This window comes from Rhizobium rosettiformans W3, assembly GCF_004912135.1.
GTDB classification, from domain to species: domain Bacteria; phylum Pseudomonadota; class Alphaproteobacteria; order Rhizobiales; family Rhizobiaceae; genus Allorhizobium; species Allorhizobium rosettiformans.
Genome location: NZ_STGU01000006.1, coordinates 102,593 through 128,189 on the forward strand (window position 1 = coordinate 102,593; position 25,597 = coordinate 128,189).

Below are 25,597 nucleotides of genomic sequence, written 5' to 3' on the forward strand. Positions count from 1 at the left end.
AGAGCCCCGCTCTCCCCCCTTGTGGGGGAGATGTCACGCAGTGACAGAGGGGGGTATTCCGACATGAAGCCTGTCAACCCGACAGGAGGAAAAGTTGCCCCCCGTCCTCACTCTTCCGGTTCCGCCGTGAAGAGCAGTGGCATGCCCGCTTCCTTGGCGAGATCCATCGCCTCCGTGACCTTGGTCTCCGCAATCTCGCGCGTACAGACCACGACCACCGCCGAGCCGAACTTGTGCGCCGTCATCATTACCCGGTAGCCCGTCTCCTCGCTCATCCGGAACACGACCTTCAGGACGATCGTGACGAATTCGCGCGGCGTGTAATCGTCATTGTGCAGGAGCACCTTGTAGAGCCGTGGCTTCTCGACCTTCGGCTTGGTCACCGTCTTCGGCGTCAGTACCGTATCCTTCGCCATGGGTTCCTTCCGGATCTAGAGGCCGCAAAGGGCCGCAACACTTGACCATGCCCCTCCTATACCCCATAGGCGTGGGCAACGAAAATCCATCCCGAGCAGGTATATAGAGCCATGGGCTTCAAATGCGGTATCGTCGGGCTGCCGAATGTCGGCAAGTCCACTCTTTTCAACGCGCTGACCAAGACGGCAGCCGCCCAGGCGGCGAACTATCCCTTCTGCACGATCGAGCCGAACACCGGTGAAGTCGCTGTTCCCGATCCGCGCATGAAGAAGCTGGCCGACATCGCCGGCTCCAAGGAAATCATTCCGACCCGCATTTCCTTCGTCGACATCGCCGGCCTCGTTCGCGGCGCCTCGAAGGGCGAAGGCCTCGGCAACAAGTTCTTGGCCAACATCCGCGAAGTCGACGCCGTCGTCCACGTTCTGCGCTGCTTCGAAGACGATGACATCACCCATGTCGAAGGCAAGATCGACCCGGTCGGTGATGCCGACACGATCGAGACCGAGCTGATGCTCGCCGACCTCGAAAGCCTCGAACGCCGCGTCGAACAGGCCCGCAAGCGCGCGACCGGCAAGGACAAGGAAGCCGCCGCCCAGCTGCCGGTGATGGAAGCCGTCATCAAGCTGCTGAACGAAGGCAAGCCGGCCCGCGTTCTCCTGAAGACGCTTGCTGCCGACGAGATCGAAGTCCTGAAGGGCCTCAACCTCCTGACCTCGCATCCGGTCCTCTATGTCTGCAACGTCGCCGAGGGCGATGCTGCAACCGGCAACAAGCACACCGAAGCCGTCGCCAAGATGGCCGCCGAACAGGGCGCCGAATGCGTCGTGATCTCGGCTGCGATCGAAGCCGAAGTCGCCCAGCTGCCGGAAGAGGAAGCCACCGAGTTCCTCTCGGCCCTCGGCCTCGATGAAGCCGGTCTCGACCGCCTGATCCGCGCCGGTTATCACCTGCTGGACCTGATAACCTACTTCACCGTTGGCCCGAAGGAATGCCGCGCCTGGACCATCGTCCGCGGCACCAAGGCGCCCCAGGCCGCCGGCGTCATTCACACCGATTTCGAACGCGGCTTCATCCGCGCCTTCACCATCTCCTATGACGACTACATCGCCTACAAGGGCGAAGTCGGCGCCAAGGAAGCCGGCAAGGGCCGCGACGAAGGCAAGGAATATGTCGTGCAGGACGGCGACGTCATCCACTTCCGCTTCAACACCTGAAGCGAAACGACCGGAACGACGAAAGGCCGCGATCCCCTCGCGGCCTTTTTTGTTGGATTAGGCAGGCGACCGTCAGGCCCGCTTTACCGGGCAGGTCGAAAGCCCCATGATCGAATAAAGTGGGCAGGTCGACATCAGGCCGGTCAGGAGCGGCACAACGCCGATCAGCGTGTAGTAGCGCCACCACGCGCCCGGATAGATGAAGAAGAGCGACAAGAGCACGAGTCCGGCAACGATGCGCAGGACGCGGTCGAGACCGCCGACATTCTTGGCAAACATTGTTTTTTTCCCTCCGTTCGATTGACGATGGGATGAGACTAGCGCCGCCCCTCGAACCCGTCGGTGACTAAGTCACGCAATTGGGCAAGTCTCAAAGCTCGCCGGCCCTCGCCATGCGGGCGAGTTCACCTTTCTCGATGATACGGATCTGCCCACGCTCGCTTGCCACCACGCCCTTGGAGGCGAGCGCCTCGAGCCGCCGCGACACGACCTCCCGTGCCGTACCGATGACGACCGCGAGCTCCTGATGCGTCAGCGTCACGCGGCCCTCGTCGTCGGCCCGCTCGAGCAGTGCATGCGCCAGCCGCTGTTCGACCTTCACGAAAGCCACCTGTTCGAGCACGAACATCAGGTCGCCCAGCCGGTCGGCAAATGCCTTGAAGACGAAGGCGCGGAAGGCCGGAGAACTGGCCATTAGGCGCTCGAAGACGGCAGGCGGCACCATCACCGCCACCAGATCGTTTTCCGCCACCGCCTCGCCCGTATAGGGCGCTCCGCCGAGCACGCCGAGCGTGGTCTGCACGCAGGTCTCGCCGGGGGTGACGGAATAGAGAAGAAGCTCCCGCCCGTTGCGCCCGGTGAGATAAACGCCGATGCGCCCGGAAAGCAGGATGACGAAGCTTTGAGCCGCATCCCCCGGGCGGAACAGGGTGGCCCGCGCCGGGACATGCATCGGCTTCAGCGCCTCGAGCGCCCGTCGCGCCTCGTCATCGATGTCAGCGAGAAAGCCCGCCTGATCCGCCCAACCCACCATGGACCACCTCACGATTCCCGCTTATGACCATAGCGACTGGCAGTGCATTGGAGAACATGTTGCATGCAGGATGACAGGCTTCACTACGAGGACTTCACCGAGGGCCGAAGCTTCGCGCTCGGTCCGCGTCTGGTAACCGCCGAGGAGATCATCAAATTCGCCCGCGAATTCGACCCGCAGCCCATGCATCTCTCTGAGGACGCCGGCAAGGCGAGCATCCTCGGCGGCCTCTCCGCCTCCGGCTGGCACACCTCCAGCCTCTTCATGCGCCTGATGATCGACGCCTATGTGCTGAAAGCCGCCTCCGAAGGCGCGCCCGGCATCGAATTCATGCAGTGGCGCAAGCCCGTGCTCGCAGGCGACACGCTCTCGGGCCAGTCGGTGGTCGAGGAAAACCGCGTCATGCGCTCGCGACCGCATCTCGGCATCGTCACCTTCGGTCATGAATTGAAGAACCAGCGCGGCGAAACCGTGCTGAAGGCCCGCAACGCCGTCATGGTCCGCCGCCGCGAAGCCGTGGAGGTGTCGGCATGAAACTGCTGGACCTCTACCCCCCCGGCACCCGGCTCGAACTGGGCTCGGTCACCTTCACCGCAGACGACATCATCCGCTTTGCCGAGAAATTCGATCCCCAGCCCTTCCATGTCGACGCAGAGGCGGCGAAAACTTACGTCTTCGGCGCGCTCTGCGCCTCCGGCTGGCACACCTGCGCCAATTGGATGAAGAGCTTCATCGGCTTCATCACGCGCGAGATAACGCGGCTGAAGACCGAGGGCATCGCCCCGCCGAAGCTCGGCCCGTCCCCCGGCTTTGCCGAGCTGCAATGGCTGAAACCGGTCTATGCCGGCGACACGATCACCTTCTTCATGACCCCGATCGACAGCCGCACGGTCAAGGGTCGCCATCGCTACATCCTGAACTCCGCTCTCTCCGAGGGCGTCAACCAGAACGGCGAGACGGTCTTGCGCTTCAAGAGCAATCTGATTGAATTCTTCCCCGACGAGGAGCCGATGCCGTGACCGTACACGACTTCACCATGACCACCATCGACGGCTCCGAACGCAGCCTGAGCGACTACGCCGGCAAGGTGCTGCTCATCGTCAACACCGCGAGCGCCTGCGGCCTGACCCCGCAATATGAAGGCCTGGAAGCGCTGTACAAGGCGCACCCGGATCTCGTCGTCCTCGGCTTCCCCTGCAACCAGTTCGGCGCCCAGGAGCCCGGCACGGAGAAGGAGATCGCCCTCTTCTGCGAGACCCAGTTCGCCGTCACCTTTCCGCTCTTTTCGAAGATCGAGGTCAACGGGTCGGGCACGCACCCGCTCTACGCCTATCTGAAGGCGGAAACACCGGGTGTCGAACAGGGCCAGGAGATCGGCTGGAACTTCGCGAAATTCCTCATCGGCCGCGACGGCAAGCCGATCGCCCGCTATTCGCCACGCACGGCACCCGCCGACCTTGAGGCGGATATCACCGCCGCCCTCGCCGGCTGAACGCCATGGCCGACTTCCGCTTCCACCCGACACCCCTTGCCGGCCTGGAAGCGGTCTCGGCCACGAGCGCCCATGTCTTTGCCAAACACACCCATGACACCTATGGCATCGGCTTTTTGACGGCGGGCGGCCAGATCTCGGCCTCCGGTCGCGGCCAGGTCGAGGCGGAAGCGGGCCAGCTGATCACGGTCAATCCCGGCGAGGTGCATGACGGCGCACCGCTCGGGAGGAAAGCCCGCAGCTGGCACATGCTCTATCTGACGCCCGATCTCGTCGCCGAGAGCGTTGAAGATCACGTCTCGACACGCTCCGATCTCGAATTCAAATTTCCGGTTTTCACGGATCCGGCGATCCGCGGCCTTCTCACCACGCTCCATGCGCAGCTTGGAAGCTCAGACAGACAAGCCGACGCGAACGCCTTCCGGGAGACGCTCGTCCTTCTGCTCGGCAAGGCTCTGATCCGCCAGGCGCAGACCCCCGCCCCCCTGCCCGCATCTCTGCAGCAGATCCGCCAGCGCCTCGACGAAGAGCCGGCACAGAGTGCGGATCTTCAAACACTCGCGAGGGAAGCCGGTCTCAGCCGCTTCCAACTCATCCGCGCCTTCCTGCGCCACACGGGGCTGACGCCGCATGCCTATCACATGCAGCGCCGCGCGCTCCTCAGCCGACGCCTGCTGGCGGAAGGCATGGCCCCGGCAGAGGTCGCGGCCGCCTGCGGCTATGTCGACCAGAGCCACATGCACCGCGAGTTCCGCCGCCGCTTCGGCCTCACACCCGGCGCCTACCGCAGCGCCTGGCTGAGCTGCAATCCTGTACAAGACCGCACGCTTTGAGCAGCACACAGTCTCTTTCGCAAACCGCAGGAGACACTGCATGACCCTCGACTTCCTTCTGACCACCTTGATCATCGTCGCGACGCCGGGCACGGGCGCGCTCTACACGCTGGCGGCAGCCCTCGGCGGCGGGCGCCGCAGCGCGATCATCGCCGCCTTTGGCTGCACGCTCGGCATCATCCCGCACATGCTGGCCGCCGCCCTTGGCCTTGCCGCCCTCGTCGCCGCCGAGCCCCGCCTCTTCGAGGCCATCCGCTATGCCGGCATCGCCTATCTCGTCTGGATGGCGATCGGGCTGTGGCGCAGCGGCCTTGCGGCCGATCCCGCCGCTGAGCCGCGCCAGGAGGCCTGGCGGATCATCCGCAAGGCGGTACTGATCAACCTCCTGAACCCGAAGCTATCGCTGTTCTTCCTCGCCTTCCTGCCGCAATTCGTGACGCCAGCGGATACGGCACCCCTTGTCACGATGGCGTTTCTGAGCCTCGTCTTCATGGCCGTGACCTTCGTCGTCTTCGCCCTTTACGGTGTCGCAGCATCAGCCATGCGACAGGGGCTCGTCACACGCCCCCGCAGGATGCGCGTCGTCAACCGCCTTCTGTCCGGCGGATTTCTCGTGATGGCGGGAAAGCTGGCCCTAGCGCAACGCTAGACGAGCACGGAGAACACCGGCCAAGGGGTGGCCGGTCCGTCGAGGGGCTCAGTGCCCCTCGAATTCGACGAGCGTGCGTACTTCAACGCCAAGCGCTTCGAGCTTCTTGCGCCCGCCGAGCTCCGGCAGATCAATGACGAAACAGGCCGAAACGACATCGGCGCCGATCTGGCGCAGCAACTGCACGGCGCCGACGGCCGTGCCGCCGGTCGCGATCAGGTCGTCGACCAGGATCACCTTCTCGCCGGGCTTCACCGCATCCATATGGATTTCCATCTCGTCGACGCCGTATTCCAGGCTGTAAGCGATCCGCACCGTTTCATGTGGCAACTTGCCCTTCTTGCGGATCGGCACGAAGCCGGCCGACAACTGATGCGCGACAGCGCCCCCGAGAATGAAGCCGCGCGCTTCCATGCCGGCAATCTTGTCGACCTTCAGCCCTGCATAGGGCTGCACCAGCTCATCGACGGCCCGCCGAAACGCCCGCGCATCGCCGAGCAGCGTGGTGATGTCCCGAAAGATGATCCCGGGCTTCGGGTAGTCGGGAATGGAGCGAATGGCGTTGGTCAGGTAGGTCTGGGTGTCGGGCGTCATGGTAATCCAGCAAAGAAAAAATGTTGCGCGCAAGGTGACGCCTGTCTGCGCCCTTGTCCATCCCTCTCCCAATCAAAAGAACGCCTCGGAAGCAAGGGCATTGACCGCTCCGGATACCTCGGTCAACATGAACGCTGAAGTTGACCGAAATGGTTGGGAGAACGACCATGATGCCACGGGTCAGGATTTCCGACGTCGCGATCTGGTTCAAGCACGTGGAAAGCCCCGAACTGAGGCGACGGCTGCTCGCCCTTCGGGAAGAAGAGGCCATCCACCTCGAAACAGACGGTGTCATAGGCCGATGGGTTCGCATGAAAACAGGCCGAGACGGTCGCCTCACCGACGCCATCCGTCCTGAAGGTGGGATGAAAGATCTCTGGGCGTCCTGGTACAAGACACGCCGCGGCGAAGAGATCGTGCTTCGTGAGGTACTCCTCACGGACGCCGAGTTCGCGAAACCCGCCATGCAGTTCCCGGAATGGGCTAGTCAAGAAGACGAAGAGGCCTTCCGTGATCTGTGAGCGCTACGACACGATCGTAGTGCCATTCCCCTTCGCGGACATCCCGATCCTGAAACGTCGCCCCGCGGCGGTCATCTCAGCTGGCGGCTTCAACCGGGCAAACGATGCGACTGTGGTTGCGATGATAACGACGGCCAAGGCCTCCAACTGGCCGAGCGACGTCGCGATCACCGATCTCGACGCGGCCGGATTGCGTGTCCCCTGCCTAATCCGTTGGCGCATGGCGACAATACCAAACGACCTTGTGCTGCGCCGCCTGGGTGAACTCAATCCGTTGGACCGCCTGGAATGTGAGCGCCAGCTGGCAAACATCCTCCGTTAGGCAGGAAACAAAAAAGGCGGCCCGAGGACCGCCTTTTCCGTGAAACGTGATCCTCGATCGGATCAGTGTTCCTTGTTCGCGTAGACCGACTTTTTCGTCAGGTAGATCAGCGCGGTGAAGATCGCGAGGAACACCATGACCATGAAGCCCATGCGCTTGCGGTCTTCGAGATGCGGCTCGGCGGCCCACATCAGGAAGGCGGAGACGTCGAGCGAATACTGCTCCAGCGTTTCCGGCGAGCCGTCATCATAGGTCACCTGTCCGTCCGAGATCGGCTGTGCCATGGCCAGCGACTGACCGGCGATGAAATACGGGTTGAAGTAGGTGCCTTCAGCAACCTCAACGCCTTCCGGCGGATCCTGGTAACCGGTCAGCAGCGCATGGATATAGTCCGGGCCGCCTTGCTGGTACTGGGTGAAGATGTCGAAGACGAAGGTCGGGAAGCCGCGGGTGACGCCGCGTGCCTTGGCGATCAGCGAGAAGTCCGGCGGAGCCGCACCGTTGTTCGCAGCAGCCGCCGCTTCCTTGTTCGGGAACGGAGAGGGGAAATGGTCGGATGCAACAGCCGTACGGGTGAACATCTCACCATCGGCATTCGGACCATCGGTCACTTCGTAATTGGCCGCGAAAGCCTTCACCTGCGCTTCGGAATAACCGAGGTCTTCCAGCGTGCGGAAGGCGACAAGCTCCATCGAGTGACAGGCGGCGCAGACTTCGGTGTAGACCTTGAGGCCACGCTGCAGCTGGGCCTTGTCATACTTGCCGAAGGGACCGGCAAAGGACCAGTCCATCTGCTCGGGCTTCAGGATCGGGTAATGACCGGTCTGCGCGGCGTGATGCGTCATCTCGGCCAGATCGCCACCTTCCGCTGCGAGGGCCTGGCCGGAAAATCCGGCCATGGCGGCGATCAGCGCGATGCTCGTGACAAGCTTTTTCATTGTTATCGTCCTCTCACGTGCTCAGGCTTGTGCGGCAGCGGACTTGCCGCTCTTTTCGAGAACCGCTTCGGTGATCGAGTTCGGGATGCGCCTTGGCGTCTCGAACAGGCCGAGCAGCGGCATGATCACGAGGAAGAAGCCGAAGTAGTAGGCGGTACCGGCCTGCGACAGGACAACATAGATGCCTTCCGCCGGCATGGCGCCGAGCCAGCCAAGCAGGATCGAGTTGGCAACGAAGATCCAGAAGAACAGCTTGTACCACGGACGGTAGACGGCCGAGCGGACCTTCGAGGTGTCAAGCCAGGGCAGGAAGAACAGGACGATGATCGCACCGAACATCACCAGAACGCCGCCGAGCTTCGAGTCGATCGGACCGAGATTGAAGGTGATCGCACGCAGCATGGCGTAGAACGGCAGGAAGTACCATTCCGGAACGATGTGCGCGGGCGTCTTCAGCGAGTCAGCCGGGATGTAGTTGTCCGGATGGCCGAGATAGTTCGGCATATAGAAGATGAAGTAGGCGAAGACCAGGAGGAAGACCGAGAGGCCGAGTGCATCCTTCAGCGTCGCATAGGGCGTGAAGGGAACGGTATCGGTCTTGGACTTCACTTCGACGCCTGTCGGGTTGGTCTGGCCGGTGACGTGCAGCGCCCAGACGTGCAGGATGACGACGCCGGCGATCATGAACGGCAGCAGGTAATGCAGCGCGAAGAAGCGGTTCAGCGTCGGGTTGTCGACTGCAAAGCCGCCGAGCAGGAACTGCTGGATCCACTCACCGACAAACGGGAAGGCGGTGAAGAAGCCGGTGATAACCGTCGCACCCCAGAAGGACATCTGGCCCCAGGGCAGGACGTAGCCCATGAAGGCGGTCGCCATCATCAGCAGGAAGATCACAACGCCGAGGATCCAGAGGATTTCGCGCGGTGCCTTGTAGGAACCGTAGTAGAGACCACGGGCAATATGCAGATAGACGGCGATGAAGAAGAAGGATGCGCCGTTGGCATGCATGTAGCGCAGAAGCCAACCATTGTTGACGTCGCGCATGATCTTTTCGACCGAGTTGAAGGCGACGGTCGTTTCGGCGGCATAGTGCATGGCCAGCACGACGCCGGTCAAAATCTGCACGAGCAGCATGACGGTCAGCATGCCACCGAAGGTGTACGCATAGTTCAGGTTGCGGGGAACCGGATAGGCGACAAAGCTATCATACATCAGACGCGGCAGCGGCAGGCGCGCATCGATCCACTTTTCGACGCCGGTGGACGGCTGGTAACTCGAATGGCCACTCATTGTGTCTTAATCCCCTCAGCCGATCGTGATGACAGTGTCGGATGTGAATGCGAAGGTCGGCACCGGAAGGTTCGTCGGCGCGGGACCCTTGCGGATACGGCCCGCCGTATCATAGTGCGAGCCGTGGCAGGGACAGAACCATCCGCCGAAATCACCCGCCTGGCCGAGCGGCACGCAGCCCAGATGGGTGCACGAACCGATCATGACGATCCAGTTTTCCTTGCCTTCGCCGGCCGAGCGCGCCAGGTCGGTCGCTTCAGCGGTAGCATCGACGTTTGCGTTGCGGGCAATCGGATCCTTCAATTCAGCAAGGGCAACCGCCTTGGCCTCTTCGACTTCCTGCTCCGTACGGTTACGGATAAACACCGGCTTGCCGCGCCACTTGACGGTGAGCGACATGCCAGGCTCGAGCGCCGAGACGTCCACTTCGATCGAAGCGAGCGCGAGCGTCGATGCATCCGGACGCATCTGGTCGATGAACGGCCAAGCGAACGAAGCCGCACCAACCGCACCGGCCATACCGGTCACCATGTAGAGAAAGTCGCGGCGCGTAGGCTCGGCCGCATGTTCTGTCGTTGTCTCGTGTTCGCTCACGGTCACTTTTTCCTCTCGCAATCCTGCGACATACCGCATTTGCCCCCGCAGCGGGAATCACAGTTCGGCCACTGTCCAGCCACAGATTCCCCGCCAGATTGGCGCGTTCTAAGCCCGATAATCTATTCTGTCCAGTCTCCCGCAGGCAACGAGCCACGTTGTCGCGGATTTCCTGGATACCATCCCCAATTGCTTGATTTAACGCAAGTGTGAGAGGCAGTTCATCAAGCAATGCAGCCAGTTAAAAAGTCGTGGCGTCTGTGTCACGCGCCTCAGGCCGGAGCGAGTTCACTTCTCGTATCGAGGAAACCGCCCGACTGGCGGGCCCAGAGCTCCGAATAGAGCCCGCCCAGATCGACAAGCTCCTGATGCGTGCCCTGCTCGATGATGCGGCCCTTGTCCATGACCACGAGACGGTCGAGAGCAGCGATCGTCGAGAGCCGGTGCGCGATCGCCAGAACCGTCTTGCCCTGCATCAGGCGATCCAGATTGGACTGGATTGCCGCCTCGACTTCCGAGTCGAGCGCCGAGGTTGCTTCGTCCAGCACCAGGATCGGCGCATCCTTCAGCATGACGCGAGCAATCGCAATGCGCTGCCGCTGGCCGCCGGAAAGCTTGACCCCGCGCTCGCCGACATGCGCATCGAAACCCTTGCGGCCCCGCTGATCCTCGAGCCGCTGGATGAAGTCGAGCGCTTCCGCCCGTTCGGCGGCCTTCAGCAGCATGTCCTCGCTCGCGTCTTCGCGGCCAAAAAGGATGTTGTCCCGGATCGATCGGTGAAGAAGGGCCGTGTCCTGCGTGACCATGCCGATCTGCGAGCGCAGGCTTTCCTGCGTCACCGTCGAGATGTCCTGGCCGTCGATCAGGATCTTGCCCCCCTCCAAGTCGTAGAAACGTAGCATCAGGTTGACGAGCGTCGACTTGCCCGCTCCGGAACGCCCGACGATCCCGACTTTCTCGCCCGGCTCGACGGTCAGCGAAAGATGATCGATCGCCCCGCTCTTGCGGCCATAATGGAAGGTGACGTTTTCGAACCGGATCTCGGGTGACTTCACCTGCAGCTTGGCGGCATCGGGTTTGTCGGTGAGCCCGATCGGCTTTGCCACCAGCTCCGCCGAATTCTGGATCGTGCCGATATTGCGCATGATGCCGTTGAGCTGCGTCATCATCCGCCCGAGCAGCATGTTGAGGCGTAGCACGAGGCCGAGCGTGAAGGCCACGCCACCGGCCGTCACGGCGCCGGCGAACCACAGATCGACCGAGAGCAGCGCCACCATCAGGATCATGAAGCCGGACAGGATGGCAAGCGAGGAGCGCACGCCCGTCAGAAGACGCGCGAAAGGCCGAAGCGTATCCTGGAAGCGATCGAAACCGGCCCGGATGTAGTGATCGTTCTGGCGCTCGCGGGCAAAGAGCTTCAAGGTCTGGATATTGGAATAGCTGTCGACCAGACGGCCGTTCAGCATCGAAGCCGCCTCCGCCGTCTCCTTCGCGTGGTGACGGATCTTCGGCACGAAATAGCGTGCGAGCATCAGGAAGATTGCGACCCAAGCCCCGATGATCGCGGCCAGCCGCCAGTCGAGCTGGGCCACAAGCGCCATGGTCGAAACGGTGTAGATGACCATGAACCAGACGACCTGCAGAAGCGAGGTCAGGAGATCGCCGGTGGATTGCCCAGCCGACCAGACCTTCGTGACGATGCGGCCGGCGAAATCATTCTGGAAAAAGGAGAGCGATTGACGCGCCACATGCGCATGCGCCTGCCAGCGCACGAGATTGAAGAAGTTCAGGACGATCACCTGTTCTTCGACCAGCGCACCGATCGTCACGACGATGAAGCGCCCGATCAGCACGATCAGCGCCATGGCAAGCAGTTCGAGCCCATGGGCGGCGATCAGCCCGTCCCACCCGGCCTCCTTCGGCACCGTATCGAGAAGATCGACCAGCCGTCCAACGAACCAGAAGAGCCCCGCCTCCAGCATCGCGACAGCTCCCCCGAAGACGGCCATGAGCAAGAAGGCGAACTTGGCCTGGCTGACATAGAACCAGACGAAGGCCCAGGTCTTCTGCGGCGGACGCAGATTGTCCGTGCGGGCGAAGGGATCGAGCCAGTTTTCGAAGAGGCGGGCGACAGCTTGAAACATGGCAAGCGATATAGGCCGATTGCCGCAGACGGCAAAGCCTGAAACGCGGCGCGCGGGATTACAATTTGGTCAGGTCGCGCGGCCGAACCGCAGCCGCGTCACCTTCCGCAACGCCGCAACGGGTCCATTACCGCGTATAGCGGGTCAGGTAGATGCCCGTGAGGATCAAGGCCACGCCCGCCAGCTGACCGGGATGAAACTGCGCCGTCCCGCGTGCCAGATCGATCAGCAGGCCGGTGATCATCTGGCCGCCGATGATCAGAAGCCCCGAGCGGGCCGCTCCGATGCGCGGAAAGACATAGGAGCTGATCACCACGAAGCAGGCCCCGATGACCCCGCCGACAAAAAAGAAGAACGGCACGTCGGAAAGCAGGGGCAGACCAACCCGGTGGAAGAGCAGCACATAGACCGTCAGCAGCAGAAAGCCGATCCAGTGGTTCCAGGCGGAGGCCGTGAAGGCCCCGCGATCCATGGTGAGCCGCCCATTGATCGAGCGGCTCATGCCGACGGCGGCCCCGCCGATCAGGGCGATGAAGACGGCACCCAGCATCTTACGCCCCCTTCGAGAAGATCAGCAGCGCGCTGCCGCCGATCACGCAAAGCGTCGCCAGCAGATCGAAGCGGTTCAGGCTTCGCTTCGGCGTGCCGAACAGGCCGAACTGGTCCGAGACCAGGCCGAAAAGGATCTGTCCGACGAGAAGAAGCGACAGGCCGCCGGCGAGCGCCAGCTCGGAATTGACCGCAATCGAGCTCAACGCCACCGCAAAGGCACCCGGCGCGCCGCCGAGATAGGACCAAAGCGGCGCCTTGCCGCTCGCCGGCAGACGTCCGGCCCGCCGGGCCACCGCCCCGTTTGCAATCAGGAGGAAGAAGGCTGCGACACCACCCACGCCATGCACCACCCAGGAAGCAGTGAAGGGTGTCGTCAGCGCCGCCAGTCCGCTGTTGATGGTCACCATGACAGCGAGCAGCGCGCCGGCAAGCACCGCCCAGATCCAGTCGACATATTTCAGCATGGCACTCCTGAGCGGGCCTCGGGACCTTAGCCGGTCCGGCTCCGCGGTTTTCAAAGCGACCGCATAGCCGCCGCGCCATCAAGGCGACAAGCCAATTCGGCGAATGAACCGATCAGCGCTGTGAATGTCGGACGTTGACCGAAAGCAAAACGGGGCATCCCTGCCCCGTTTCGTCGACCTGCAAATGAGTTGGTGGAAATCAGAATTCCGACCACTCCTGCGCCACCGCCGCATTGCCCTTGAAGGCATTGGCGATCTTGCGGCCAAGCGCCCGGGCCGGAGAGGCCTGCGGCTGACTGCTGGCCTGAGCCGGGGCCACCCGCGGGGCAACCGGTCGCTCCGCCTCGGTGCCCAGGCGGAACTGACCAAGCAGCTGCATCAGCTCCGACGCCTGCTGCGCCAGGCCATGGCTTGCCGCCGTCGATTGCTCGACCATGGCTGCGTTCTTCTGCGTGCCCTGGTCCATCTGGTTGACGGCCATGTTGATTTCCGCAAGCCCCGTCGACTGCTCGCGCGCAGACGTGACGATCGCCGCCACGTTCTGGTTGATCTCCTGGACCTCCCGAACGATGGCTTCGAGAGCCTGACCGGTCTCGCCGACCAACGCCACGCCATTGCGCACCTGCTCGCCCGATGTGTTGATCAGCCCCTTGATCTCCTTGGCAGCGCTTGCCGAGCGTTGGGCGAGTTCACGGACTTCCTGGGCAACGACCGCAAAGCCCTTGCCGGCTTCACCGGCGCGCGCTGCCTCGACGCCTGCATTGAGCGCGAGGAGGTTGGTCTGGAAGGCGATTTCGTCGATGACCCCGATGATGTTGGAGATCTCGCTCGACGACTTCTCGATCGCATGCATGGCATCCACGGCACGACGCACCACTTCGCCGGACCGCTCGGCACCGACCCGTGTGCGGGAGACCAGAGCTCCGGCCTCCTCGGCGCGTACGGCGCTGTCCTTGACGGCCGTCGTCACCTCTTCAAGCGCAGCAGCGGTTTCCTCGACGGAGGCCGCCTGCTGTTCGGTGCGCTTCGAAAGATCATCCGCAGCCGCCAGCATCTCACTCGCACCGGCATCGATTGCCCGGGCGTTTTCGCCGACCGCCTGCATGGCGTCGCGCAGGCGCTCGACGGAATGATTGAAGTTGACCCGCAGCGGATCGAGATGCTCGGCAAAGCGCTCACCCAGCTCGACGGCCAGATCCCCGTCGGACAGCCTCTGCAGGCCACCAGCCAGCCGGTCGACGGCAAACTGCACATCTGCCGCCTCGCGGGCCTTCTGCTCCTCGCGCTGCAGACGTTCCGTTTCGCTGAGCGACCGGTTTTGCTCGGCCTGGCGTTCCAGAGCAACACGTTCGATCGCATTGTCGCGGAAGACGGAAACGGCCGCGGCCATGTCACCGACTTCGTCGTGACGATCGGCATGGGGGATCGCCGCATCCGTATCGCCAGCCGCAAGCCGGCGCATGGAAGCGGTGATCGCCGAGATCGGACGGGCAATGCGCGTGACCGACACGAAGGCCGCGCCGATCGCAAGCAGAGCCGCGATGATCACGGCCGCAATCGAAAGCTGCATGGCAAGCGACGAGGAGGCGCGCGCCTCTTCTCCGACGGCTTCACCGACGCGGCGGTTGATGTCGGTGATGTCGTTCAGGCTCGCATCCATGGTGTCGCCAATGGGCGCCATCTGGGCGATCGTGTCCTTGGCCTGATAGATCTTCGAGGCAAGCGCCTGCTCGACCAGGGTCTGGCCCAAAGCCTGATATTCGCTGTTGGCCGCCTTGAAGGCGTCGAAGCGCTCACGCACCTCGGCAAGCGTGATCCGACCGTCGAAACTTGTGATCGACGCATTCAGCCGCGCGCGCATGGCCGTGACCTGTTCAGCCAGTGCCTTCTTCTCCGCCGACGTCCCTGCACTGAGGATCATCAGGTTCAGCCGCCGCACCTCGCCAAGTTCGGCGGCCACGCTCGAAATCATCATCGAGCGATCGAGACGCTCGTCGAAGGCCTCCAGTTGCCCCGTCATGTCCGAGACCGAGCGCAACGCAATCGCGCCTTGGCCGAGCGAGACGATGACCATGAGGCCGAAAAGCAGCGGCAGAAGTATTCTGATTTTGAGATTTTTCACGTCTGAAATCCAGGATTGAAACGGGACGGGACTGCCGGAATATGCCGACGGTCCTCCATGCCAATCTGAATTCTAACAAAGCCTTACGCCCCGAAGGACATTTCTCGCCTCGTCCACAGCGCGCAAGGTCTTGCACAATCGAAAAAGGGGGCATCGCTGCCCCCTTCCCCATGTCTTCCCGTGCGCCGCGTCAGAATTCCGACCACTCGGCTGCGACCGCCGTGTTGCCCTTGAACGCATTGGCAATCTTGCGACCGAGCGCCCGGGCAGGCGAAGGCTGTGGCTGGGCGGCCGGCGCCGCTGGGGCCACCCGAGGCGATGCCTGGTGGCCGCCTTCGTCCGTCTTGAACTGCGCCATCAGCTGCATCAACTGGCCAGCCTGCTGCGCCAGGCCATGACTTGCCGCCGTTGACTGCTCGACCATGGCCGCATTCTTTTGCGTGCCCTGGTCCATCTGGTTGACGGCCATGCTGATCTCCTGAAGGCCCGTCGATTGTTCGCGGGTGGAGGTCACGATCGCCAGAACATTCTGGTTGATCTCCTGCACTTCGCGCACGATCGTCTCAAGGGCCCGACCGGTTTCGTCGACCAGGTTGACGCCATCGCGAACCTGCTCGCCCGACGTGGTGATCAGAGCCTTGATCTCCTTTGCCGCATTGGCCGAGCGCTGCGCCAATTCACGCACTTCCTGGGCAACGACTGCGAAGCCCTTACCCGCTTCTCCGGCGCGCGCCGCTTCCACACCGGCATTCAGCGCCAGAAGGTTGGTCTGGAAGGCGATGTCGTCGATCACGCCGATGATGTTCGAGATCTCGGAGGACGATTTCTCGATCTGCTGCATCGCGGCCACGGCCCGGCGCACCACTTCGCCCGAATGCTCGGCGCCTTCCCGTGTACGCGTGACCAGCTGGCCCGCCTCATCGGCACGAACAGCGCTGTCCTTGACGGCGGTCGTTACCTGCTCGAGCGCTGCAGCCGTTTCCTCGACGGACGCCGCCTGCTGCTCTGTCCGCTTCGACAGATCGTCGGCTGCAGCCAGCATCTCGTTGGCACCGGCATCGATCGACCGGGCGTTTTCGCTCACGGCGCGCATGGCCTCCTTCAGGCGGGAGACGGACTGGTTGAAGTTGACGCGCAGCGGATCAAGATGATCGGCAAACCGCTCGTTGATATGCACCACGAGATCACCATCCGACAGACGCTGCAGACCCGAAGCCAGTTGGTCGACGGCAAACTGAACTTCGGCCGCTTCGCGTGCCTTCTGCGCTTCGCGGGCCTGACGCTCGGTTTCGCTGAGCGACCGGGTCTCCTCGGCCTGACGCTCCAATGCAGCACGCTCGATGGCGTTGTCGCGGAAGACAGACACGGCCGCCGCCATTTCACCGATTTCGTCCTGACGACCGGCAAACGGGATTTCCGTCTGCGTGTCGCCGGCAGCCAGACCACGCATGGAGCCTGTGATCGACGAGATTGGACGGACAATTCGGGCAAAGCTGAAGAAGGCGGCACCCGCGGCAATCAGGCCACTGATGACAACGGAGAGAATGGTTGTGTAGATGGCAGAGCCAGAAACCTCGTCGGCGGTGGCAATCGCAGCATCACTGAGTGCCGTATTTGCCTGTATCGTCTCGTTCATGATCTCAACGAGCGTGCGAGCATTCTCGGCCATCGCACCGGTGAAAAGTGCCTTTGCAGCCACCTCGTCGCCCGCGCGCTTGAACTCGACCATTTGCTCGGCCAGACGGTCATATTCGGCAAGTGCCGTCTTCATGCCGTCGAAGCGGGCACGCGTATCGGGACGGGTGATCATGGGTTCGTAAGCGGCAAACGCCGCATCGCGATCGGCAAGCGCCGTCTTGGTTGCCGCATAGACGGCGTCCAGTTCGCCAGGCTCGGCGTTCAACAGCATCGCGTAATCACGACGAACCTCTGCAAAAGTTGAATTCATCCGCGCAACAGCCAGCGTTCTGGGCAGGCGCTCTCGGCCAATGACGTCGACTTGTTCTTTGACGTTTCCAATGAAATTTATCGCCAGGATGCCCTGGCCGATGCCAAAGGTCAGCACGACTGCGAAAAGCAGCGGCAGCACTACTTTAATCTTGAGATTGGACATGAATGTCTCCGGGGAGGAAAAATGCATTCCCAACCGGGCGTCGGATGTCGCCAGGGGAAAGGACAAGACATTGTCCGAATAGGTCGGGATGAAACTGTTCTAGAATGTAAACAATGAATAATTTACTTAAAAGACACGCAACCTTTGATAGCGCAAAAATAGGGGATACGCGAAATGCCTGCCGCTCAACCGGCGGCGGATTACTCCGCCGCCTCCTCTGACGACTCTTCCAGCGCCTTGGCCTCCTCTTCGGCGCGGCGCTTCTTTTCCTGTTCCTGCTCGGGATCTGTCTGGTCCGGGAGGAAACCGCCGGACTGGCGGTTCCACAGGTCGGCATAGATCCCGCCGGTCTGCACCAGTTCCTGATGCGTTCCCTCTTCCACGATCCGGCCCTTGTCGAGCACGATCAGCCGGTCCATCTGTGTCAGCGTCGAGAGCCGGTGGGCAATGGCAATCACCGTCTTGTCCTCGATCAGCTTGAACAGGCTTTCCTGGATCGCCGCCTCGACTTCCGAATCGAGCGCCGAAGTCGCCTCGTCGAGGATCAGGATCGGCGCATCCTTCAGGAAGACGCGGGCGATCGCGATGCGCTGCCGCTGGCCGCCCGAGAGCTTGACGCCGCGCTCGCCGACATGCGCGTCGAGCCCCACCCGGCCCTGCATGTCGGAGAGCCCCTGGATGAACTCCCAGGCATTCGCCCGCTTCGCCGCCTCGATGACATCGGCATCGGTGGCGTCCGGCCGGCCATAGGCGATGTTTTCGCGGATCGACCGGTGCAGCAGCGACGTGTCCTGGGTGACCACACCGACAAGCGCGCGAAGACTGTCCTGGCTGACCTGGGAGATATCCTGACCGTCGACCAGGATCTTGCCCTTCTCCAGATCGTAAAAGCGCAGGAGCAGGTTCATCAGCGTCGTCTTGCCCGCACCCGAGCGACCGACGAGACCGACCTTTTCGCCGGCCTTGATGGTGAGCGAGAAGTCCTCGATGACGCCCTTCTGCTTGCCATAGTGGAAGCGCACGCCGTCATAGACGATTTCACCCTTCGACGCGGCGAGCACCTTCGCTTCCGGCTTGTCGACGATGTCATGCGTCTTCGTCATCATGCCCATGCCGTCATAGACCGTGCCGATGTTTTCGAAGAGCGCTGCCACTTCCCACATGATCCACTGCGACATGCCGTTGATGCGCATGGAAAGACCGATCGCAACCGCAATCGCGCCGACGGTTACCGTGCCGTTCAGCCAGAACCAGATGCCGAGGGCGGCAACGAAGAACTGGACGATCGCATTGTTGATGTCGACGCAGATGTTGAGGAGCGAAATCTGCCGCATCTGCCGGTGCACGGTGCCGAGGAAGGCATCCATACCCTCCCGCGCATAGACCTCTTCGCGGCCTGCATGGGAGAAGAGTTTCACCGTCGCGATATTGGTGTAGCTGTCGACGATCCGGCCCGTCATCAGCGAGCGGGCATCCGCCTGCTCGCTCGATGACTTGCGCAGCTTCGGGATGAAGTAACGCAGGATCAGCGCATAGATGACCAGCCACAAGACCAGCGGCACGCCGAGCCGCCAGTCGACGGAGGCGACGAGCGCCAGCATCGAGACGAAGAAGGTCACGGCATAGATGAAGACGTCGATGATCTTCATCACGCTTTCACGGATGGACAGCGCGGTCTGCATCACCTTGGTCGAGACTCGGCCGGCGAACTCGTTGGCGAAGAAGGTCATCGAGTGCCTGAGCAGGAAGCGGTGCATCTGCCAGCGCGCGATCATCGGGAAATTGCCGGCCAGCACCTGATGCATGGTGATCGTATGCATCACGCCGAGCACCGGCAGACCGATCAGCAGCAGGCCTGCCATCCAGGCGAGCGTGCCGCCCTCCGTCTGCAGGAAGGTCGCGCGATCGGCGGTCGACAGCCAGTCCACGATATTGCCGAGGAACTGATAGAGAAAGACTTCGGCAATCGCGATCAGACCCGAGCAGAGGCCGAGCAGCACCAGCCACCAGCCCGCGGGTTTCGTGTAATGCCAGCAGAAGGCGACCAGGCCTTTCGGCGGCAGGGTCGGCTCACCGGCCGGATAGGGATTCAGGCGGCTTTCGAACCACGAGAACATGGATAGTCTCCAGAAATGGCGCGGGAACGGCACCGGACAAAGGTGGCGCCAGCACGCGAATATTCAATGATTGAGGCCACTTGTGGCCGCAGGATGAAACAGTTTGGAAAAAGACGCGGAGGTGACGCGCTCAGGCGGCAACAGCCATAAATCGGGACTGGCGCGAAATACCGAATAGATCCATCGATGGCCCTCCCGTCTGCGTGTTGAAGAAGAGCCTCGTTCTAACGGTCACCTGTCGAATTTTCCAGCCGGCTTTCGCGGGCGATGAGACATTGTGCCGCAACTGTTGCAGACCGACCACAGAGCGATCCTCCGGCCAGCGCTCGTCTTGAGCCCTCTCACCGGATCGCCTAAGAGGCTCGCATGTCCGACCTGCGCATCGCCCTTTACCAGCCCGATATTCCCGGCAATACCGGCACCATCCTGAGGCTTGCCGCATGCCTCGGGCTGAAGGTCGACATCATCGAACCCGCAGGCTTCGTGCTCTCCGACAAAAACCTGAAGCGGGCCGGCATGGACTATCTCGCAAGTGTCGCCATGACCCGCCATGTCAATTGGGAGCGCTTCGACGCGTGGCGCCTGTCGGAAGGTCGCCGCCTGGTGCTCGCCTCCACCAAGGCCGCCCTGCCCTACACCACCTTCGATTTCGCGGGGAACGACATTCTGCTCTTCGGCCGTGAAAGCGCGGGCGTCCCCGATCACGTCCATGACCGCGCCGATCACCGGGTGATCATTCCGATGGTTGAAGGTCAGCGCTCGATCAATGTCGCGATGTCCGCCGCCATGATCACGGGCGAAGCGCTCCGCCAGACTGGCTTCTAAAGTCGAGCATCCAACAGACAGACGTCAAGGCAATCGGTCCGCTCCTGTTCTAGGATGACGGGACCGCTTGGCGCGCCTTGATCCAACGGCAATTGCTAATTCATCCGGAACGCGATATGCTGCATTGCAGCAAAATGGGAGATGAAGTCATGTTCGAGACAGCATTCGCCCTGGGCCTCACCCAGTTCGCCCGATCCTTGAGCTTCCCCGAGCGCGTGAGGCATCGCACGATGCGCAATGCCGCTCTCGAGCCCTGGCGGCTTCGCAACACCGGCATCGATGCGCTCTATTATGACGTCAAGGCGCTGACGGCAGACGAGACCTTCTACATCAGCGACTGCATCGCCTCTCAGGGCCTGATCATGATCGTGCCACCCACCGGCGGTGGCATGCTGACGCTGTGCGACAGCGTCGAGGAATTCCGTTTGCGCGGTGGCCGCAACGTGCGCGCCATGGCCGTTGCCGGTATCGGTGGTTCGGCCATCGGCGCGGCCGCCTTCGCCCGCAATGTCGCGGATGCGATCGATGCGCCGGTGGCAGCCGTCGTCTCTGGTTACGGCCTCGGCGACATCGTCAACGAAGCGATCGGTGGCGCCTTCCTGTTCGGCTGGCTCGGCCATATCAGAAACAACCTCGAAGTGATCGACGACGTCGTCGGCCGCCCCAAGCTCGGCGCCTATGGCAAGCGGGATCAGGAGACCGACGGCGAGCGGAAGACCGGCCTCGATGCGGACACCGTCTCGACCCTTCTCTCCGACCCGACGCTCTCCTTCACCTTGATCGCCGGTCATTCACGCGGCAACCGTGTCATCGCCGATGCGCTTTACGCCCTGAAGGCCTCGGATCCAGGCCGTCTGGAAACACTTGCCAACACCGCCCGCGTGGTCACCTTCGGCGGTCGTATCAAGATGCCGGAGGCCTTCACCGAAGTCATCGACGTCGTCGGTGAACTCGACTGGTTCGGCGAACTGAACTCCAGGCCGCAAATCCCGACCGACATCAAGGTCCCCTTCTGCGGCCATTCGACCAACACAGACCTGCCGGCCTCGCTCCAGGTCACCAGGATCCTCGGCGAAATCCTGCACGGAACGGCGGCGCCCGCGGAAAGCCCCTCGGCGAACGTTGCCACAGAAGCAAAGACGCCTGAGCCTCTGACAGAAGCAGCGGCAGAAACGGCCAAGCCCGAAGCGGAACCGAGCGAACCCGTGGCGCTGCCGATGATCGTTGAAGCAGCACCCCTGCCGGCACTCGTAGAAGCCGAGCCGGAGGCCCGACCATCGCCGCCCGCGGAACCCGAAATAGCACCTATCGCCGAAGTGGAGCCTCCCCCCGTCAAGGCTGCAGCCGCCGCAAAGGCACCACCTCCTGCGACGAAAGCCGAGCCGGAACCGAAGGCATCGACGCCGATCATGGTCCCGCTGGCCCGCGGCAAGACGAAGCGCCCAAGGGCGAAGAGATAGCAGCCACCGGACGCCAAAAAGGCCCGCGCGATGCGGGCCTTTTTCGATTCTGGTTCAGCGTGTTGCGCTCAGAGCTTCAACCAGGAGGTCATCGAGACATTGGCCATGTTCAGCGAAGACGACTGCAACTGATCCTGCACCTTCTCCGCCGTCAGCCGCACGCTCTGCTCGTTGAGTTCGGTATCGACAAGCCGGCTGACGCCAAGCTCGGTAGCGCCCCGCAAGCCCTGCACCAGCACGTCGCCGCTGGTCACCTGATTGCGTGTCGCGCTCACCTCGGCGCTCGCGCCCACCATGTCGATGAGCACGCGGTTCAACGACGAGATCATGCCGTCGATCTCGTCACCGCTTGTGCTGCTGCCGATCCTGATCTCGCGCGCACCGGCTTCGTTCGGCTCGCGGGCCCCGGCGTCCATCAGGTAGTAGTTATAGGGAACGCCGCCGAGCGTCGTGCCGGCATAGGCCCGCGTCAGCATCCCGTCCTTCGCCTCATGGCGGGAGATGAGCGTCGACTTGGCGGTATCGAAATCCACCATGTTGATCGACAGGCCACCATCCTCGCCCGTCGTCACCGAGGCAAGCAGGGAGGCGACCTTCGGCCGACCGCCTGCCTCGACGGCAAGCCAGTTGTCGCCATTGAAGCTGCTCTCGGAGACGACAGCGGCGAGGTCGGTCTTCATCTCCTGGATATCGGCATTGATCGCTTCGCGATCGGCGCCCACGGCCTTGGCCAGCACCAGCTTCTGCTGGATGCGCGCAACGATGTCGGTCGCCTGTTCGAGGCCGAGTGCGGCCGTGTCCGTGACCGCGGCCGCGATCTCGTTTGCCTCCTGCACGCTGCCGGCAGAGAGACTGCCGGGCCGCATGGTGGTCGAGATGGACCAGTAACTGGAAGCATCAGCCGGCGTTTCGGCGACAGGCGCCTTGGCAGATGGCTTTGCCACCCGGTCGAGCGCAGACGCGCTCGCCATCGAAGCCGCATTGGCCAGAGACGGGTTGAGCCAGACTGAACTCATGAGAAAACCTTGTGTCGCCTATCATGTCGATCGGAAGCCGGCATCATTCCGGCTGTGTTTGCCAACACTAGCGGTGAGGTTTTGTTTTTGGCTTTCTGCGAATGTTAGAATTTTACCGAGTGGGCGCTTTCATCCGCAGATGGGTTGCGGCCACAGCCGGATCAGTCTGCAGAAGGCAGCCGCCGCATGGTGAATTCGATTTGGTCGCCATCGAGCTGGCGCCAGCTTTCCACCTCGGTCCAATAGGCAGCCTTCGGGAAGGCGTCGAACCACTCGCGTGCCTTGGCGCGCGCTTCTTCCCGCGTCAGGCAATAGGTCTCGCGCACGAATTGCCCGCCCATGCGTCCGGCAGTCCCGGCACGATGGTCGGCAATGCGCTTCTTCAGGCCGTTGAACGACGGTGGGCCAGGTATCTTCGTCATGAAATCCCTCGCATGGCCCAAGATTAATCCAGGCAAAACCGGAAGGCGAGTCGAATTTCCGGGGACACCTCCGCCCTGATATGGCCGCCCGCGGTTTCACCTGATATTCGTTTGCTCTGAAAGAGTTGCCTGACGACGTTGAGGGGGACGAGATGGAGCGACCGCTACTGCCGAAAGGCCTGCCCGAGGACATCGAGGACAAGAAGGCGGCCGCCCGTGCCTGGTTCGAAAGCCTGCGCGACACGATCTGCGCCTCCTTCGAAACCTTGGAGGACGAGGTCACCGGTCCCATGGCCGATCGCGAGCCGGGTCGCTTCACCGCCAAGGACTGGCTGCGTGAAGAGGGTCAGGGCGGCGGCGGCCGCATGTCGATGATGTATGGCCGTGTCTTCGAAAAGGTCGGCGTGCATACATCGACGGTCCATGGCGAGTTCTCTCCCGAATTCAGAAAGCAGATGCCCGGCGCTGAGGAAGATCCACGCTTCTGGGCTTCCGGCATCTCGCTGATCGCCCATCCGGTGAACCCCCATGTGCCGACGGTGCACATGAACACCCGCATGGTCGTGACCTCCAGCCAGTGGTTCGGCGGCGGCGCAGACCTCACCCCGGTGCTCGATCGCCGGCGCACGCAGGACGACCCGGACACCCGCCTCTTCCATCGGGCCATGGAAGTCACCTGCGAGCGCCATCCCGCCGTCGCAGATTACGCCGCCTACAAGAAGTGGTGCGACGAATACTTCTACCTGCCCCACCGCAACGAGGCGCGCGGCATCGGCGGCATCTTCTTCGACTGGCTGACCATCGATGAGGACAAGGGCGGCTGGGACGCCAATTTCGCCTTCGTCCAGGATGTCGGCCGTGCCTTCAACCTCGTCTATCCGAAGATCGTCCGGTCCAACTTCAACACGGCCTGGACGGATCAGGACCGAGAAGAACAGCTCGTCCGACGCGGCCGCTATGTCGAGTTCAACCTGCTCTACGACCGCGGCACGATCTTCGGCCTGAAGACCGGCGGGAATGTCGAATCAATCCTGTCTTCGCTGCCCCCGCTCGTGCGTTATCCGTAATCCACAGGGCGTTACCGCTGACATGTGGATAACCTTTTTCGTTCACGAAAAAGAATGAGCGGTGATTCCCGCCGCTTACGACATTGTGTGTCGTTAACTTGACAGTTTGCATTGCGCTCCGTGCTGACACGTCCCATTCTGCGGCCTCACGCAGTATCGAGGAGGAGATTGCGATGACCCCATCCAGCTCAGTATCCGTGTCCCGCGTCAAAGAACCGGCCGACCGCGCGCTCGAAGCACCTGCCCTCATCGACCGCCTGGCCGAGCAGATGCGTCAGTCGAGCGACGTCGACCTGCCCCATTCCTATTTCGTCGAGCAGGTTCGCCTCGGTCTGGCGGGCAAGGATCTCGCCGACCGGCTTGCCGCCAATGACATCGAGACCGGCGCGCATCGCGGCAAACGCCAGCCCGCCCGCTCCGTCTTCCATGCCTGGGCCATGCCCGACTAGTTTCTCCAATCCACCGCGTCGGTTGTCCCTTGCCCGCACTTCGGTGCGGGCATTTTTTTTGCACCTCCGGCCGAACAAAAGCCGGGAATCCGGTGTTTGCTTAGACGGTCATCACACGGGAGGAGACGATCATGAAGCGCTTCGAATGTGGAACCCTGGTCCCCGGTTGCGATTGGCACACGCGTGCCGACGAGGAGGCCGAAGTCGTCAGACGCGCTGTCGAGCATCTGCGCGTCACCCATGGCGAGGAGATTATCCGGCCCTCGATGGTCGACCACATCAAGGAACGCATCCGCGACGACAACAAGACGACGGCCTGACGAGCCCGAAGCGGAGCCTGAGCGACAGGCTCCGCATAGTCTCGGTCGATTAGCTGCTCGGCAGCATGACCTTGTCGATCACATGAATGACGCCATTGTCCGTGCGGATATCGGCGCTCACGACGTTCGCGCCGTCGACCGTGACACCCGCGCCGGATTTCGTCACCGCAAGCGTCCGGTCACCGCCGCTCTTGATGGTGCGGACATGGATTGTCCGGCCCGGAAGCATGGTCGATGTCAACTCTCGGCCCACCACGTGGTAGCTGAGGATTGCCGCAAGCTGGTCCTTGTTTTCCGGCTTCAGCAGGTTCTCGACGGTGCCGGCCGGCAACGCCGAAAATGCTTCGTCGGTGGGCGCAAAGACAGTCAGCGGTCCGCCGCCCGACAACGCGTCGACGAGACCGGCCGCTTCAGCGGCAGCAAGCAGCGTCTTGAAGCTGCCGGCCTGCTGGGCAGTCTCGACGATATTGTTGGCAGACGCCGAGGAAGCGGCGACCGTCATGCCGGCGGCAAGAAATGCAAATGCGATGCGTTTCATGGAAGTCCCTCCTCTGAAAGGCCAGACCGACATCATGTCGATCATCTGAAGCCGACAGAGATACGGGAGGCAGACGCACCTTAGATTGCGT

Annotated in this window: 29 protein-coding genes; 13 read left to right on the forward strand and 16 right to left on the reverse strand. The window is 62.4% G+C overall.

What is annotated here, in order from left to right; genetic code table 11:
* Positions 1-107: 107 nt before the first annotated feature.
* Entirely contained in the window at positions 108-416 is a 309-nt protein-coding gene (gene clpS, locus FAA86_RS12610) for an ATP-dependent Clp protease adapter ClpS (RefSeq protein ID WP_006725606.1), read from the reverse strand.
* A 111-nt stretch (positions 417-527) separates the two neighbouring features.
* Here clpS and ychF point away from each other — a divergent pair, with 111 nt between their 5' ends.
* On the forward strand, positions 528-1,631 hold the full coding sequence (gene ychF / locus FAA86_RS12615) for a redox-regulated ATPase YchF (protein WP_136541063.1): 1,104 nt from the start codon (positions 528-530) through the stop codon (positions 1,629-1,631).
* 72 nt (positions 1,632-1,703) lie between these two features.
* Here ychF and FAA86_RS12620 read toward each other — a convergent pair whose 3' ends face one another.
* Both FAA86_RS12620 and FAA86_RS12625 read right to left on the reverse strand, forming a co-directional pair.
* On the reverse strand, positions 1,704-1,910 hold the full coding sequence (locus tag FAA86_RS12620) for a YgaP family membrane protein (protein ID WP_136541065.1): 207 nt from the start codon (positions 1,908-1,910) through the stop codon (positions 1,704-1,706).
* Positions 1,911-2,001: 91 nt separating this feature from the next.
* Positions 2,002-2,664 (reverse strand): Crp/Fnr family transcriptional regulator, encoded by a 663-nt coding sequence (locus FAA86_RS12625; protein ID WP_136541067.1) that lies wholly within the window; start codon positions 2,662-2,664, stop codon positions 2,002-2,004.
* A 63-nt stretch (positions 2,665-2,727) separates the two neighbouring features.
* Between FAA86_RS12625 and FAA86_RS12630 the strand changes: the two genes are divergently transcribed.
* Genes FAA86_RS12630 through FAA86_RS12650 form a run of 5 tightly spaced genes read left to right on the forward strand, consistent with a single transcriptional unit; the run spans position 2,728 to position 5,638 of the window.
* Entirely contained in the window at positions 2,728-3,198 is a 471-nt protein-coding gene (locus tag FAA86_RS12630) for a MaoC family dehydratase (protein WP_136541069.1), read from the forward strand.
* Positions 3,195-3,683: a MaoC family dehydratase gene (locus FAA86_RS12635; RefSeq protein WP_136541071.1), complete on the forward strand. Its 489-nt coding sequence runs from the start codon at positions 3,195-3,197 to the stop codon at positions 3,681-3,683. The genes FAA86_RS12630 and FAA86_RS12635 overlap by 4 nt, the downstream gene beginning before the upstream one ends.
* On the forward strand, positions 3,680-4,156 hold the full coding sequence (locus FAA86_RS12640) for a glutathione peroxidase (protein ID WP_136541073.1): 477 nt from the start codon (positions 3,680-3,682) through the stop codon (positions 4,154-4,156). The genes FAA86_RS12635 and FAA86_RS12640 overlap by 4 nt, the downstream gene beginning before the upstream one ends.
* Positions 4,157-4,161: 5 nt before the next feature.
* A complete protein-coding gene (locus tag FAA86_RS12645; protein ID WP_136541075.1) occupies positions 4,162-4,989 on the forward strand; it encodes an AraC family transcriptional regulator in 828 nt (275 codons plus the stop codon).
* 40 nt (positions 4,990-5,029) lie between these two features.
* The gene (locus FAA86_RS12650; protein ID WP_136541076.1) at positions 5,030-5,638 is read left to right on the forward strand and encodes a LysE family translocator; all 609 of its coding nucleotides are present in this window, start codon (positions 5,030-5,032) and stop codon (positions 5,636-5,638) included.
* A gap of 48 nt (positions 5,639-5,686) precedes the next feature.
* On the opposite strand, the gene FAA86_RS12655 is transcribed toward FAA86_RS12650, so the two are convergent.
* Positions 5,687-6,232, reverse strand: coding sequence for an adenine phosphoribosyltransferase (locus FAA86_RS12655; RefSeq protein ID WP_136541077.1), 546 nt, complete (start codon positions 6,230-6,232; stop codon positions 5,687-5,689).
* A gap of 167 nt (positions 6,233-6,399) precedes the next feature.
* Between FAA86_RS12655 and FAA86_RS24605 the strand changes: the two genes are divergently transcribed.
* Together FAA86_RS24605 and FAA86_RS12660 are read left to right on the forward strand one after the other, a co-directional pair.
* Positions 6,400-6,753 (forward strand): hypothetical protein, encoded by a 354-nt coding sequence (locus FAA86_RS24605; RefSeq protein ID WP_167494965.1) that lies wholly within the window; start codon positions 6,400-6,402, stop codon positions 6,751-6,753.
* The gene (locus tag FAA86_RS12660) at positions 6,743-7,075 is read left to right on the forward strand and encodes a type II toxin-antitoxin system PemK/MazF family toxin (RefSeq protein ID WP_167494966.1); all 333 of its coding nucleotides are present in this window, start codon (positions 6,743-6,745) and stop codon (positions 7,073-7,075) included. The genes FAA86_RS24605 and FAA86_RS12660 overlap by 11 nt, the downstream gene beginning before the upstream one ends.
* Positions 7,076-7,137: 62 nt before the next feature.
* Here the strand turns inward: FAA86_RS12660 and FAA86_RS12665 are convergent, their stop codons facing one another.
* From FAA86_RS12665 to FAA86_RS12705, 9 genes are all read right to left on the reverse strand, one after another.
* On the reverse strand, positions 7,138-8,013 hold the full coding sequence (locus FAA86_RS12665; protein WP_136541079.1) for a cytochrome c1: 876 nt from the start codon (positions 8,011-8,013) through the stop codon (positions 7,138-7,140).
* A gap of 21 nt (positions 8,014-8,034) precedes the next feature.
* Complete coding sequence (locus FAA86_RS12670; RefSeq protein WP_136541080.1) at positions 8,035-9,303, reverse strand: cytochrome b; 1,269 nt, start codon at positions 9,301-9,303, stop codon at positions 8,035-8,037.
* A gap of 15 nt (positions 9,304-9,318) precedes the next feature.
* Positions 9,319-9,897 carry a ubiquinol-cytochrome c reductase iron-sulfur subunit gene (gene petA, locus FAA86_RS12675; protein ID WP_136541081.1) on the reverse strand — a complete coding sequence of 193 codons (579 nt, stop codon included), beginning with the start codon at positions 9,895-9,897 and terminating at the stop codon, positions 9,319-9,321.
* Between the two features lie 272 nt (positions 9,898-10,169).
* On the reverse strand, positions 10,170-12,041 hold the full coding sequence (locus FAA86_RS12680) for an ABC transporter ATP-binding protein (RefSeq protein ID WP_136541082.1): 1,872 nt from the start codon (positions 12,039-12,041) through the stop codon (positions 10,170-10,172).
* A 127-nt stretch (positions 12,042-12,168) separates the two neighbouring features.
* Positions 12,169-12,591, reverse strand: a complete 423-nt coding sequence (locus FAA86_RS12685) for a DMT family transporter (RefSeq protein ID WP_136541084.1) — start codon at positions 12,589-12,591, stop codon at positions 12,169-12,171.
* Position 12,592: 1 nt separating this feature from the next.
* Complete coding sequence (locus FAA86_RS12690) at positions 12,593-13,057, reverse strand: DMT family transporter (protein WP_113458720.1); 465 nt, start codon at positions 13,055-13,057, stop codon at positions 12,593-12,595.
* A gap of 199 nt (positions 13,058-13,256) precedes the next feature.
* Positions 13,257-15,179 (reverse strand): methyl-accepting chemotaxis protein, encoded by a 1,923-nt coding sequence (locus FAA86_RS12695; protein WP_136541086.1) that lies wholly within the window; start codon positions 15,177-15,179, stop codon positions 13,257-13,259.
* Between the two features lie 190 nt (positions 15,180-15,369).
* On the reverse strand, positions 15,370-17,292 hold the full coding sequence (locus tag FAA86_RS12700) for a HAMP domain-containing methyl-accepting chemotaxis protein (protein WP_136541088.1): 1,923 nt from the start codon (positions 17,290-17,292) through the stop codon (positions 15,370-15,372).
* 200 nt (positions 17,293-17,492) lie between these two features.
* Positions 17,493-19,409, reverse strand: coding sequence for an ABC transporter ATP-binding protein (locus FAA86_RS12705; protein ID WP_136541090.1), 1,917 nt, complete (start codon positions 19,407-19,409; stop codon positions 17,493-17,495).
* A gap of 366 nt (positions 19,410-19,775) precedes the next feature.
* Between FAA86_RS12705 and FAA86_RS12710 the strand changes: the two genes are divergently transcribed.
* Both FAA86_RS12710 and FAA86_RS12715 read left to right on the forward strand, forming a co-directional pair.
* Complete coding sequence (locus tag FAA86_RS12710; RefSeq protein ID WP_136541092.1) at positions 19,776-20,234, forward strand: tRNA (cytidine(34)-2'-O)-methyltransferase; 459 nt, start codon at positions 19,776-19,778, stop codon at positions 20,232-20,234.
* Between the two features lie 149 nt (positions 20,235-20,383).
* Entirely contained in the window at positions 20,384-21,694 is a 1,311-nt protein-coding gene (locus FAA86_RS12715) for a cell envelope biogenesis protein OmpA (protein WP_136541094.1), read from the forward strand.
* 68 nt (positions 21,695-21,762) lie between these two features.
* Here FAA86_RS12715 and FAA86_RS12720 read toward each other — a convergent pair whose 3' ends face one another.
* Both FAA86_RS12720 and FAA86_RS12725 read right to left on the reverse strand, forming a co-directional pair.
* Positions 21,763-22,710 carry a flagellin N-terminal helical domain-containing protein gene (locus FAA86_RS12720; protein WP_136541096.1) on the reverse strand — a complete coding sequence of 316 codons (948 nt, stop codon included), beginning with the start codon at positions 22,708-22,710 and terminating at the stop codon, positions 21,763-21,765.
* A gap of 161 nt (positions 22,711-22,871) precedes the next feature.
* Positions 22,872-23,132, reverse strand: coding sequence for a hypothetical protein (locus FAA86_RS12725; protein WP_113458714.1), 261 nt, complete (start codon positions 23,130-23,132; stop codon positions 22,872-22,874).
* 152 nt (positions 23,133-23,284) lie between these two features.
* Here FAA86_RS12725 and hemF point away from each other — a divergent pair, with 152 nt between their 5' ends.
* The 3 genes from hemF (at position 23,285) to FAA86_RS12740 (ending at position 24,968) form a co-directional block, all read left to right on the forward strand.
* The gene (gene hemF, locus FAA86_RS12730) at positions 23,285-24,199 is read left to right on the forward strand and encodes an oxygen-dependent coproporphyrinogen oxidase (RefSeq protein WP_113458713.1); all 915 of its coding nucleotides are present in this window, start codon (positions 23,285-23,287) and stop codon (positions 24,197-24,199) included.
* A gap of 173 nt (positions 24,200-24,372) precedes the next feature.
* Entirely contained in the window at positions 24,373-24,648 is a 276-nt protein-coding gene (locus FAA86_RS12735) for a hypothetical protein (protein ID WP_113458712.1), read from the forward strand.
* Positions 24,649-24,779: 131 nt separating this feature from the next.
* On the forward strand, positions 24,780-24,968 hold the full coding sequence (locus FAA86_RS12740; RefSeq protein WP_113458711.1) for a DUF1059 domain-containing protein: 189 nt from the start codon (positions 24,780-24,782) through the stop codon (positions 24,966-24,968).
* A 49-nt stretch (positions 24,969-25,017) separates the two neighbouring features.
* Here the strand turns inward: FAA86_RS12740 and FAA86_RS12745 are convergent, their stop codons facing one another.
* Positions 25,018-25,506 carry a fasciclin domain-containing protein gene (locus FAA86_RS12745; protein WP_136541098.1) on the reverse strand — a complete coding sequence of 163 codons (489 nt, stop codon included), beginning with the start codon at positions 25,504-25,506 and terminating at the stop codon, positions 25,018-25,020.
* Between the last annotated feature and the right edge of the window lie 91 nt (positions 25,507-25,597).